A 12,287-nucleotide genomic window follows, 5' to 3' on the forward strand; every position below is an offset into this window, starting at 1 on the left:
TTGAAGACGTCTATTTGAAGACGCCCTATTTGAACACGCTCGGCAACCAGAGCGAAATCGCCGGAATATAGGTCACCAGCCCCAGGACCACGATGCCCGCGCCATAGAACGGCCAGATCGAGCGCATCGCTTCCCAGACCGTAATCTTGCCGACGGCACAGGCGACGAACTGCACCGTGCCGACCGGTGGCGTGTTGAGCCCAATGCCGAGATTGAGGATGGTGATGACGCCGAAATGCACGGGGTCGACGCCGTAATGGGTGACCAGCGGCAGGAAGATCGGCGTGCAGATGATGATCATCGGCCCCATGTCCATGAAGGTGCCGAGCAGCAGCATCAAGACGTTGAGCAGAAGCAGCACCACCAGCGGATCGGTGGAGATGGCGTTCATGCCTGCGATCAGCAGCACCGGCACTTTGAGATAGGCCATCAGCCAGCTGAACGAGGCCGCCGTGCCGATGATCAGCAGCACCATTGAGGTCGTGCGCACCGCGCCCTTTGTGGCATGGACGAAATCGCCCCAGGCCATCGACCGGTAGACGAAGACGGTGACCAGCAAGGCGTAGATGATGGCGATGCAGGAGCTTTCCGTCGCCGTGAAAATGCCCGAGCGAACGCCGCCGAAGATGATGCCGATAAGCAGAAGTCCGGGGATGGCGATGACCGCCAGCTGGCCGACACGCGAGAAGCCGGGAAAGGCCTCGACCGGGTAGCCGCGGCTGCGGGCGACGAAATAGGCAGTGACCATCAGCGAAGCGGCGAACAGCAGGCCAGGCAGGATACCGGCGGTGAACAGGTCGGCGATCGAAATCTTGCCGCCGCCGGCGATCGAATAGATGATCATGTTCTGCGACGGCGGCAGAAGCAGCGCGATCAGCGCCGCCATCGAGGTCACGTTGACGGCGTAGTCGGCGCCGTAGCCGCGCGCTTTCATCTGCGGGATCATCAGCCCGCCGACGGCAGCGGCTTCCGCCACAGCCGAGCCGGAAATGCCGCCGAACAACGTCGCGGCGATGATGTTGACCTGACCGAGCCCCCCGCGGACATGACCGACCAGCGAGCCGGCAAAGGAAACGATGCGCTGCGCGATGCCGCCGCGCACCATCAGGTCGCCCGCAAAGATGAAGAACGGGATCGCCATCAGTGAGAACGCCGACATGCCCGACTTCAATTGCTGGAACACCACCAGGGGCGGCAGGCCGAGATAAAGCACGGTGGCGAAGGACGCCGCACCCAGGCAAAAGGCGATCGGCGTGCCGGCAAACATCAAAAGCGTGAAGACGCCAAACAGGATCCAGAGTTCCATCTAGGCCTCCTGCACGGCCGGCATTTCCGGCACTTCCTCGAGATTGATATCCTTGTCGATGTCGGCGCCGGACCAGCGCAGCACGATGCGTTCGGCCGAGAACAGGCAGATCAGAAAGCCGCCGGCGACCAGCGGCAGATAGTCGAAACCGCCGGGAAGCTCGAGCGCCGGGATGATGGTCCGCCAGGTCAGCCCGACCAGCTTGCAGCCGTACCAGACCATGCCGAAGCCGAAGCCGAACGCGATCAGGTCGGACAGGGTGCGCAGCGCCCACTTGCTGCCCTTGGGCAGGATGTAGAGCAGCACGTCGAAGCCCATATGGTAATTCTCGCGCACGCCGACGGCAGCGCCCAGGAAAATGAACCAGTTCATCAGCATGATGGCGGTGACTTCGGTCCAGCTCGGTGACGCGTTGAGCACGAAGCGGGAAAACACCTGGTAGGCAACAAGCGCGGTCATGGCGACCATCCCGATGCCCGCGAGATAGAGCGCACCGTCGCAAATCTTCGAAAGCACCGCGCTGAAGCGCGGTGGCGCTCCGCTCCTGGCCGTTCCCGCAGTCATCCGATCCTCCCGGTCTTTCCGTCCCCTAAAAGCGATTGGCGGGGCGGCGCCATGCCGCCCCGCCAGAAAATCACTTGGTCGCCTGGATGCGCGTCGCGAGGTCCTTGAGCTCCGGCGTCTTCAGATACTTGTCGTAGACCGGCTTCATCGCATCGATCAGCGGCTGCTTGTCGATCTCGCTGACCTTGACGCCGGCCTTCTCGACGATCTCTCGCGACTTCTTCTCCTGCGCGTCCCACAATTCGCGCATCTTGACGACGCTATCCTTGGCCGCCTGCTTGACGATCGCCTGGTCTTCCGGCGTCAGTCTGTCCCAGCTCGATTTCGACATCACCAGCACTTCCGGCACGATCTGGTGCTGGTCGACGGTATAGTGCTTGGCGACTTCGTAGTGCTTGGCGGATTCGAAGCTGGGCCAGTTGTTCTCGGCGCCGTCGATGACACCGGTTTCGAGCGCCGAATAGACCTCGCCATACGCCATCGGCGTGGCATTTGCGCCAAGCGCGTTGACCATATCGACGAACACGTCGGACTGGATGACGCGGAACTTCATGCCTTTCAGATCGGCGATCGAGGTGATGTCCTTCTTGGTGTTGTAGAAGGAACGGGCGCCGGAATCGTAGAAGGCAAGGCCGACCAGATCATGCGTCTCGAAGGCCTTGAGGATCTCGTCGCCGATCGGCCCGTCCATGACATGGCGCATGTGCTCGACCGAACGGAACATGTAGGGCAGCGACGGCACCGCGGTTTCCGGCACGATGCCGTTGAACGGACCCATCGAGACGCGGTTCAGATCGATGACACCGGTCTGCGTCTGCTCGATCGTGTCCTTTTCCTCGCCGAGCTGCGCCGAATGATAGACCTCGACCGAATAGCGGCCGGCGGTGCGCTCCTTGATGAGCTCGCCGAGATATTTGACCGCCTCGACAGTCGGATACCCGTCCGGATGGGTGTCGGCCGAGCGCAGTACGGTCTGGGCGCCGGCAACGCCGATCATCAGCGAGCCGAAGGCGAATGTGGCTGCCATCAGTTTTGAAAAATGCAACATGACTGTCTTCCTCCCTTAAAATTCCACGCGCCCGGCTCACAGCCGGTACGCCTTCTTGGCAAGCGTGTAGGCAAGCTCCCGCGCCAGCTCATGCGCCTCGTCCTCACGCAGCCGGTGCTCGGCGACGAGACGGGCGAGAAAGGCGCAGTCAACCCGGCGCGCCACATCGTGGCGGGCGGGTATGGATGGAAAGGCGCGGGTGTCGTCGTTGAAACCGACAGTGTTGTAGAAGCCGGCGGTCTCGGTGGTCATCTCGCGGAACCGGCGCATGCCTTCCGGACTGTCATGGAACCACCAGGCAGGCCCGAGCTTCAGCGCCGGATAGACGCCGGCAAGCGGCGCCAGTTCACGCGCGTAGCTGGTCTCGTCGAGCGTGAACAGGATGATGGAGAGGTCGCGCTCCAGCCCGACGCAGTCGAGCAAGGGTTTGAGCGCCGCGGCATAGTCGGTGCGGGTCGGAATATCGAAGCCCTTGTCGCGGCCGAATTTTTGGAAAACACCAGGCGAGTGGTTGCGCCATGAGCCGGGATGGATCTGCATGACCAGCCCGTCGTCGCGGCTCATCTTGGCCATTTCGGTCAGCATCTGGGCGCGAAACAGTTTGCGCTCGCGCTCGTCGTCCGAGCCGCGGCGGATGCGGTTGAACAGCTCTTCCGCCGCCGCATCGGAAAGATTGGCGGTCTCGGCCGTCGGATGGCCGTGATCCGACGAGGTTGCGCCGAAACTTTTGAAGAAGGCGCGGCGCTGGCGATGCGCGTCCAGATAGCCGGCCCATGTGCCGGTGTCGCAGCCGGCGATCTCGCCCAGGCGATCGAGATTGGCAGAAAATCCTTCGAAGTCGGGATCGACGACGGCATCCGGCCTGTAGGCAGTGACGACGCGGCCCTGCCAGCCGCTGTCGCGGATCGTCTTGTGCCATTGGAGATCGTCGAGTGCGCCCTCGGTCGTCGCGATGACCTCGATGTTGAAGCGTTCGAACAGCGCGCGTGGACGATAATCGTCGCGCTGCAGCAGGGCGGCGATGGTGTCGTAGTGGCGGTCGGCGGTGTCGGCGTTGAGCGGCTCTTCGATGCCGAACAGATGCTCGAGCACATGGTCGAGCCACAACCGCGTCGGCGTGCCGCGGAAGAGGTAATAGTGCTCGGCGAAGCGCCGCCAGATCGCCCTGGGATCGGTCTCGACCGGCGAGCCGTCGAGGGTCGGGACGCCGAGATCTTCCAGCCGCACGCCCTGGCTGAACAGCATACGGAAAATGTAGTGGTCGGGCACCACCAGCAATTGCGCGGGATCGGGGAATGGCTCGTTGAGCGCATACCAACGCGGATCGGTGTGGCCGTGCGGGCTGATGATCGGCAGGTCCTTGATGCCGGCATGGAGATCGCGCGCGATCGACAGCGCGCGCCCTTCGGCGGCAAAAAGCAGATCCGGATCGGTCAGTCCCGCCACGTCGTTCCTCCCAGGGGCGATATCGGTAGGATTGGAAAGAAATAATGTCAACATACAAAAACTGGATTGTTGTATGATGACTTTTAACCGGCGTCAGGTCATTGTGCGGCGGAAGAGCGGATGTTACGCCGCTAGCAGATCCCGCCCCGCACACCATCCAGCGACAAGCCGCGCCATGACCAGCAGACGCCTTTCCAACGCAACAGTGCAATCCTTGCCGGCCTCGGTCGCCGTCCCCGCCTATGATCGCGCCAGTGTCGCCCCAGGCATCGTCCATCTCGGCGTTGGAGCCTTCCACCGTGCCCATCAGGCCGCCTATGTCGATGACTGCCTAGCGGCCGGCGAAACCGGCTGGGGCATTGTCGGCGTCTCGCTGCGCAGCCCCGACACGCGCGATGCGCTGACGCCACAGGACGGGCTCTACACGCTGGCGGTGCGCGGCAGCGATGGCGAAGCGCTGCACATTATCGGCTCGATCCAGTCGATGCTGGTCGCGCCGGAAGACCCCGGCGCGGTGCTGGCCGCGCTGACCGACCCGCGCACCCGCATCGTCACCCTGACCATCACCGAAAAGGCCTATCTCAGGGCCGCCGACGGCAGCCTCGACGAAAACCATCCCGATATCGTCCACGATCTGGGCAATCCCGGATCTCCCAGGACAGCGCATGGATTCCTGGCGGAAGCGCTGGTGCGACGCCGGGCCGCCGGCACGCCGCCCTTCACCGTGCTTTGCTGCGACAACCTGCCGGCCAATGGCGCCACGCTGCACCGGCTGCTGGTCGGGTTTGCAAAACTGCGCGATGCCGGCGCTGCTGCTTCAGGCGACGCTGCCCTCGCCGGTCATATAGCCGATGACGTTGCATTCCCATCGAGCATGGTCGACCGCATCGTGCCGGCAACCACCGATGCCGACCGGGCGCGCATCGCGGTCGAACTCGGCCTCGAGGACGCCTGGCCGGTGATGACCGAGCCATTCCGGCAATGGGTGATTGAGGACAGGTTTCCAGCCGGACGGCCGGCCTGGGAGAAATTCGGCGTCACCATGGTCGAGGATGTCCGGCCGTTCGAGGACATGAAGCTTCGGCTGCTCAACGGCGCCCATTCGGGCATCGCCTATATCGGCCTGCTCAGCGGCCACGTCACGGTCGACCGCGCCTTCGCGGATCCCGCGATCCGCGCGTTCGTCGACCGGCTCTGGGCCGAGGCCATCCCGACCTTGCCTAGGGATGCCGGGCTCGACACCTCAGCCTATACGGCCGAACTTGCCGAACGTTTCTCCAACACAGCGCTGGCCCACCGCACGGCGCAGATCGCCAATGACGGCAGCCAGAAATTGCCGCAACGCATTGTCGCTACCGCCATCGAGCGCATCCAGGCCGGCCTGGTCCCGGAGCATCTGACGCTGGTGATCGCCGCCTGGATCGCCGCCTGCGAGGCGCGCGGCAAGGACCTGCCGGAAGCCCACTTTACCGATCCGCTCGACGCGGCACTGGCGGCGCTCGGAGCGCAGCCGACGCTGGAACGGGTGGTGACGGTGTTTGACCTCGCCGGCTTCGCCAGCGGCAGCCCCGACCGCCAGACGCTGATCGAACTGGTTGCCGCTCATCGCGAGCATATCCTGCAAGGCGGGGTGGCGCTCGCGCTCGCGGCACTGGGTATACCGGGAAAGACCAGGTGACCTGACGTCGCCCGGATACAAAAAGCCGGGCTTAAGCCCGGCCTGTTTCATACCTTTGCCCGACCATGACCCCTCGGATCACGTCCAGTCATTCTGCGGCTTACGCCGGCAGCAGCGCGCCTTCGAGCGTGGTAAGCTGGCTAAGGAACTGCTCCGCCTTGCTGCGGCTCTGGTCGTCCTTGGCGTCGGCGGCGTCTTCCTTGGCTTCCTGGATGCGGCGGGCGAGATCGGCGCGGTCGATATCGCCGACGGCGACCGCCGATTCGGCGAGCAGCGTGCAGCCGGCAGGGACGATGTCGGCAAAGCCGCCGAACACCACATAGCGTTCTTCCTTGCCGCCGGCGGTCTTCAGCGTGACGACGCCCGGCTTGATCGTGGTCATGACTGGCGCATGGTGCGCCATGACTGTCATTTCACCTTCGGCGCCTGGAATGACGACGGACTCGACCTGCTCGGAAACCAGGAGGCGCTCCGGCGAGACCAGTTCGAACTTGAAAGCTTCAGCCATGTCAATTTAGTGAGTAGGGAATAGTGAGTAGGGAGTAGGGAGAGGACAGCTGTCCTGATCACCCGGCCGCTATTCACTACTGACTACTGACTACTCCCTATTGCCTTGATTACGCTGCTTCAGCCGCCAGGCGCTGAGCCTTCTCGACCGCTTCGTCGATGCCGCCGACCATGTAGAAGGCGGCTTCCGGCAGGTGATCGTAGTCGCCGTTGCAGAGGCCCTTGAAGCCCTTGATTGTGTCGGCGAGGTCGACCAGCTTGCCCGGCGCACCCGTAAACACTTCGGCGACGAAGAACGGCTGCGACAGGAAGCGCTCGATCTTGCGGGCGCGGGCCACCGTCTGCTTGTCCTCTTCCGAAAGCTCATCCATGCCAAGGATGGCGATAATGTCCTGCAGCGACTTATAGCGCTGGAGGATCGACTGCACCTGGCGGGCGACGGCATAGTGCTCCTCGCCGACGACCAGCGGATCGAGCATGCGCGAGGTCGAGTCGAGCGGATCGACGGCGGGGTAGATGCCCTTTTCCGAGATCGCGCGGTTGAGCACGGTCGTCGCGTCCAGGTGGGCGAACGAGGTCGCAGGCGCCGGGTCTGTCAAATCGTCGGCCGGCACGTAGATCGCCTGCACCGAAGTGATCGAACCCTTGGTCGTTGTGGTGATGCGTTCCTGCAGCGCACCCATGTCGGTGGCCAGCGTTGGCTGGTAACCCACGGCCGAAGGAATACGGCCGAGCAGCGCCGACACTTCAGAACCGGCCTGCGTGAAGCGGAAGATGTTGTCGACGAAGAACAGCACGTCCTGGCCCTGGTCGCGGAAATATTCGGCGACCGTCAGGCCGGTCAGGCCGACGCGGGCACGCGCGCCCGGCGGCTCGTTCATCTGGCCATAGACCAGTGCCGCCTTGGAGCCTTCGCCGCCGCCCTTCTTGTTGACGCCGGACTCGATGAACTCGTGATAAAGATCGTTGCCCTCGCGGGTGCGCTCGCCGACGCCGGCGAAGACCGAGAAGCCGCCATGCGCCTTGGCGACGTTGTTGATCAGCTCCTGGATCAGAACCGTCTTGCCGACGCCGGCGCCGCCGAACAGGCCGATCTTGCCTCCGCGGGCGTAGGGCGCCAGAAGGTCGAGCACCTTGATGCCGGTGATCAGGATCTGCGCTTCCGTCGACTGTTCGACATAGGTAGGCGCCGGCTGGTGGATGGCGCGCATCTCGATGCCGTCGACCGGGCCTTCTTCGTCGACCGGCTCGCCGATGACGTTGATGATGCGGCCGAGCATGCCCGGGCCGACCGGAACGGTGATCGGCGCGCCGGTGTCATAGACGTCCTGGCCGCGAACCAGGCCTTCGGTGGAATCCATGGCGATACAGCGCACGGTGTTTTCGCCCAGATGCTGGGCAACTTCGAGCACCAGGCGGTTGCCGACATTGGAGGTTTCGATGGCGTTCAAAATGGCCGGCAGATGATCGCCGAACTGCACGTCGACGACGGCGCCGATGACCTGGCGAACCTTGCCGATGGCGCCGGTCTTCTTGACGGCAACGCTCGTCGTCTTCACTGCCGGGGCCGCGGCCTTGGCGGGCGCGGCCGCCTTCTTGGCCGGAGCGGCCTTCGCCGCTGCTGCCGGAGCCTTTGCGGCCGCCTTGGGGGCCGTCTTCGCGGGGGTCGCTGCTTTCGCCATCGTCTTTACCCTTCTCGTCCTTTGTTTCTCACGCTCCATCAGAAGGTCGATGACCTCCTGGCGGTCGCGCCTAGAGCGCTTCGGCGCCCGAAATGATTTCGATCAGTTCCTTGGTGATCTGCGCCTGCCGCTGGCGGTTATAGGTGATCGACAGTTTGTTGATCATGTCGCCGGCATTGCGCGTTGCATTGTCCATGGCGCTCATTTTGGCGCCCATCTCGCCGGCTGCGTTTTCGAGCAGCGCGCGGAAGACCTGGACCGAGATGTTGCGCGGAATGAGGTCGGTGAGGATCTCGCCCGGCTCCGGCTCGTATTCGTAGACGGCATTGCCACCCGCGGTCGCTTCGGCGGGAGCGGAAGCCACGCCGGCAGGAATGATCTGCTGCGCGGTCGGAATCTGGCTGATCACCGACTTGAACTGCGAATAAAACAGCGTGCAGATATCGAAGCCGCCTTCGCCGAACAGATGGATGATCTTACGGGCGATCGCATCGGCATTGACGAAGCCGAGCTTCTTGACATCGCGCAGGTCGACGCGGTCGATAATCAGCGAGGCATAGTCTCGGCGCAGAATGTCGAAACCCTTCTTGCCGACGCAGATGATCTTGACCTGCTTGCCGTCGGCCAGAAGCCGGCGGATATGGTCGCGGGCCAGACGTGCGATCTGCGAGTTGAAGCCGCCGCACAGGCCGCGCTCGGCGGTGCAGACGACGAGCAGATGCACATCGTCCTTGCCGGTGCCGGTCATCAGCGCCGGGGCATCGCCGCCGCCGCCGATCGCCTGCGTGATATTGGCCAGCACTGCACCCATCCGCTCGGAATAGGGACGCGCCGCCTCCGCTGCTTCCTGCGCGCGACGCAGCTTCGCCGCGGCGACCATCTGCATCGCCTTGGTGATCTTCTGCGTCGCCTTGACCGAGGCGATACGGTTACGAAGGTCTTTTAATGAAGGCATGCTTCAAACCTGATCCCGAGCGTCCGGCTTCTTCTCAAGCGAAGGTCTTGGCGAAGGCGTCGATCTCGGCCTTCAGCTTGGCGCGCAGATCGTCCGACAGCGCCTTTTCCTTGCGGATGCCGTCCAGCACGTCCTTGCCGGCCGAGCGCATATGGCTGAGCAGGCCGTGCTCGAACTTGCCGACCTGGTTCAGCGCAAGCTTGTCGAGATAGCCGTTGACGCCGGCGAAGATCACCGTGACCTGCTCCTCGACCTTGAGCGGCGAGAACTGCGGCTGCTTCAGAAGTTCGGTCAGGCGCGAGCCGCGGTTGAGCAGGCGCTGCGTGGCGGCGTCGAGATCGGAGCCGAACTGCGCGAACGCAGCCATTTCGCGGTACTGCGCGAGCTCGCCCTTGATAGAGCCGGCGACCTGCTTCATCGCCTTGATCTGCGCCGACGAACCGACGCGCGACACCGACAGGCCGACGTTGACCGCCGGACGGATGCCCTGGAAGAACAGGTTGGTTTCGAGGAAGATCTGGCCGTCGGTGATCGAGATCACGTTGGTCGGGATGTAGGCCGACACGTCGTTGGCCTGCGTCTCGATGATCGGCAGCGCGGTCAGCGAACCGCCACCCAGATCGTCGTTGAGCTTGGCGGCGCGCTCGAGCAGGCGCGAATGCAGGTAGAACACGTCGCCCGGATAGGCTTCGCGACCCGGCGGGCGGCGCAGCAAGAGCGACATCTGGCGATAGGCGACGGCCTGCTTCGACAGATCGTCATAGCTGATCAGCGCATGCATGCCGTTGTCGCGGAAATATTCGCCCATGGTGGCGCCGGTGAACGGCGCCAGGAACTGCATCGGCGCCGGATCGGAAGCTGTGGCGGCGACGATGATCGAATATTCAAGGGCGCCGCGCTCTTCGAGAACCTTCACGAACTGCGCGACCGTCGAGCGCTTCTGCCCGATGGCGACGTAGACGCAGTAGAGCTTTTCCTTTTCCGGCCCGTTGTCGTGCACGGCCTTCTGGTTGAGCATCGTGTCGAGGATGATCGCGGTCTTGCCGGTCTGGCGATCGCCGATGACCAGCTCGCGCTGGCCGCGGCCAACGGGGATCAGCGCATCGATGGCCTTGAGGCCGGTCGACATCGGCTCGTTGACCGACTTGCGCGGGATGATGCCTGGCGCCTTGACGTCGACGCGCTTGCGTTCGGTCGCCTTGATCGGGCCCTTGCCGTCGATCGGATTGCCGAGCGCGTCGACGACGCGGCCGAGCAGGCCCATGCCGACAGGCGTATCGACGATGGCGCCGGTGCGCTTGACGATGTCGCCTTCCTTGATGTCGCGGTCGGCGCCGAAGATGACGACACCGACATTGTCGGCTTCGAGGTTGAGCGCCATGCCGCGGATGCCGCCGGGGAACTCGACCATTTCGCCGGCCTGGACATTGTCGAGGCCGTAGACGCGAGCGATACCGTCACCGACGGACAGCACCTGGCCGACTTCGGAGACCTCGGCCTCCTTGCCGAAATTCTTGATCTGGTCTTTGAGAATTGCGGAAATTTCCGCGGCGCGGATGTCCATCAGCCGACCTCTTTCAGTGCAAGCTTGAGCGAATTGAGTTTGGTTTTGAGCGACGTATCGATCTGGCGCGAGCCCATCTTGACCACCAGCCCGCCGAGCAGCGACGGATCGACGGTAACAGTGATGGCCACGTCCTTGCCGGCGACGCTTTTCAGCGCGGCCTTGAGTTCCGTCTGCTGGGCAGCCGTCAGTTCATGCGCCGAAGTGACCTCGGCTGATGTCTCACCGCGCTGTTCGGCAGAGATCCGGCGAAATGCCTTGATCATGCCGGGCACCGCGAAGAGCCGGCGGTTGCGGGCGACGACGCGCAGGAAATTGCCGGTCAGGCCGGTGATGCCGGCCTTGTCGGCGATCGACGCGATTGCCTTGGCCTGGTCCTCGCTGGAGAACACCGGGCTGTTGATGAGGCGCGTCAGGTCGGCGCTGTCATCCAGCATCTTGGCGAAACTGTTGAGGTCGGCCTCGACCTTGGCCACCGAATTCGACTGCCGCGCAAGTTCGAACAGCGAACCCGCGTAGCGTTCTGCGACACCTGAGATTGGCGATGACGATTGAGCCACGGACCGTCTTTTCTCTTGTCTGAGGGGCCGCAGATTGTTGGCGCGAGCAAAAACTCTGGCTAAATCTTTGACCTTACTAAGTTTTTCCAAGCACGGAGGCGCGGCTTCCGCTATCCCCGGCCGAAAGTCGATTGCCGTCTAGCACAGGCATTTTAAGACCGCAATGCGTCGTTCCGCATGCTTTTCGGGCACTATTGTCGCATCCGGCCGCAGAGTTCAACCGAAGCCTTTGGATTGGCTGCCGATTCAGGGCAGAAAGCCGAAGACGAAGGCGAGCGGCAACGCGGCCAGGACGAGTTCGACGACGATCGACGCCCAGTTGAAAGGCGTGTTGGCGCCGTCCGACATCATCGACAGCAAACGGCCAAAAGCGGTGAACAGCCAGGAAAAGCCGAGTGCCATATAGAGCCACGGCTGCGCCAACAGAATGCAGCACAGGCTGACGCCGAGATAGAAGCCCGACATCCGGCCGCGCCCTTCCGCGATTGCCGCTGCCCTTTCGGCCCGGACCTGCAGCCGCAGAATCCGAAATGCCAGCCCTGGCGCGAGGAAAAACAGCAGACCGAGCGCCAAGGTGACGACGGCGCTAGACCAAGCCAGCCATTCGCCCTGGCTGGTCGGCCACGGAAACGCGAATTCCATCTTGCTTTCATCCCCTCACAGCAATGCCGGATGCATTGAATGTCGCTGCAAAAAGAAGTCAAGCGCGCGGCAGTTTTGGCGCGCAATTCGTGAAGGAGCGGAAGGCTGTTTAGGCCGCGCGCGCGTCCGGCCAGCATCGTGGCCAACCTGTATTGTCAGGCGACGCCTCCCTCCTATCTGCAGGACCGGTTTTGCACAGCCAAAGGCCCCGACACCGGTCGCCTTTATTTCCTGACCGGGCACCTCAATCTGGCCGGCACTGAAGCAGATCGATGGAAGCTGAAAGTGGCCGGCAGCGGCAATGTCGCCGTGGCTGCCCAGCCCTGATCCTTGTT

General features: G+C 63.4%; 12 protein-coding genes. 2 read left to right on the forward strand and 10 right to left on the reverse strand.

The features are described 5' to 3' along the window. Positions 1–25: 25 nt before the first annotated feature. The 4 genes from ACYG97_RS21715 to uxaC form a co-directional block, all read right to left on the reverse strand. Complete coding sequence (locus ACYG97_RS21715; RefSeq protein ID WP_023684106.1) at positions 26–1,306, reverse strand: TRAP transporter large permease; 1,281 nt, start codon at positions 1,304–1,306, stop codon at positions 26–28. Further along, on the reverse strand, positions 1,307–1,870 hold the full coding sequence (locus ACYG97_RS21720) for a TRAP transporter small permease (protein WP_023688890.1): 564 nt from the start codon (positions 1,868–1,870) through the stop codon (positions 1,307–1,309). A gap of 70 nt (positions 1,871–1,940) precedes the next feature. Next, on the reverse strand, positions 1,941–2,918 hold the full coding sequence (locus ACYG97_RS21725; protein WP_023684104.1) for a TRAP transporter substrate-binding protein: 978 nt from the start codon (positions 2,916–2,918) through the stop codon (positions 1,941–1,943). Between the two features lie 36 nt (positions 2,919–2,954). After that, entirely contained in the window at positions 2,955–4,364 is a 1,410-nt protein-coding gene (uxaC, locus tag ACYG97_RS21730; protein ID WP_023732975.1) for a glucuronate isomerase, read from the reverse strand. A gap of 175 nt (positions 4,365–4,539) precedes the next feature. On the opposite strand from uxaC, the gene ACYG97_RS21735 reads away from it, so the two are divergent. Beyond that, complete coding sequence (locus ACYG97_RS21735; RefSeq protein ID WP_023732974.1) at positions 4,540–6,042, forward strand: mannitol dehydrogenase family protein; 1,503 nt, start codon at positions 4,540–4,542, stop codon at positions 6,040–6,042. 100 nt (positions 6,043–6,142) lie between these two features. On the opposite strand, the gene ACYG97_RS21740 is transcribed toward ACYG97_RS21735, so the two are convergent. The 6 genes from ACYG97_RS21740 to ACYG97_RS21765 form a co-directional block, all read right to left on the reverse strand. Next, positions 6,143–6,550 carry a F0F1 ATP synthase subunit epsilon gene (locus ACYG97_RS21740; protein WP_023668674.1) on the reverse strand — a complete coding sequence of 136 codons (408 nt, stop codon included), beginning with the start codon at positions 6,548–6,550 and terminating at the stop codon, positions 6,143–6,145. Positions 6,551–6,659: 109 nt separating this feature from the next. Next, complete coding sequence (gene atpD / locus ACYG97_RS21745) at positions 6,660–8,231, reverse strand: F0F1 ATP synthase subunit beta (protein ID WP_023698224.1); 1,572 nt, start codon at positions 8,229–8,231, stop codon at positions 6,660–6,662. 70 nt (positions 8,232–8,301) lie between these two features. Further along, on the reverse strand, positions 8,302–9,186 hold the full coding sequence (locus ACYG97_RS21750) for a F0F1 ATP synthase subunit gamma (RefSeq protein ID WP_023668672.1): 885 nt from the start codon (positions 9,184–9,186) through the stop codon (positions 8,302–8,304). Positions 9,187–9,220: 34 nt separating this feature from the next. Further along, positions 9,221–10,750 carry a F0F1 ATP synthase subunit alpha gene (gene atpA, locus ACYG97_RS21755; RefSeq protein WP_023684101.1) on the reverse strand — a complete coding sequence of 510 codons (1,530 nt, stop codon included), beginning with the start codon at positions 10,748–10,750 and terminating at the stop codon, positions 9,221–9,223. Then, entirely contained in the window at positions 10,750–11,310 is a 561-nt protein-coding gene (locus tag ACYG97_RS21760; RefSeq protein ID WP_023732973.1) for a F0F1 ATP synthase subunit delta, read from the reverse strand. The genes atpA and ACYG97_RS21760 overlap by 1 nt, the downstream gene beginning before the upstream one ends. Before the next feature lie 246 nt (positions 11,311–11,556). Then, a complete protein-coding gene (locus ACYG97_RS21765; protein ID WP_023688886.1) occupies positions 11,557–11,952 on the reverse strand; it encodes an AGROH133_08824 family phage infection protein in 396 nt (131 codons plus the stop codon). Positions 11,953–12,090: 138 nt separating this feature from the next. Between ACYG97_RS21765 and ACYG97_RS21770 the strand changes: the two genes are divergently transcribed. Further along, positions 12,091–12,279, forward strand: coding sequence for a hypothetical protein (locus tag ACYG97_RS21770; RefSeq protein ID WP_023693181.1), 189 nt, complete (start codon positions 12,091–12,093; stop codon positions 12,277–12,279). Positions 12,280–12,287 lie beyond the last annotated feature (8 nt).

This window comes from Mesorhizobium sp. W067, assembly GCF_054719525.1.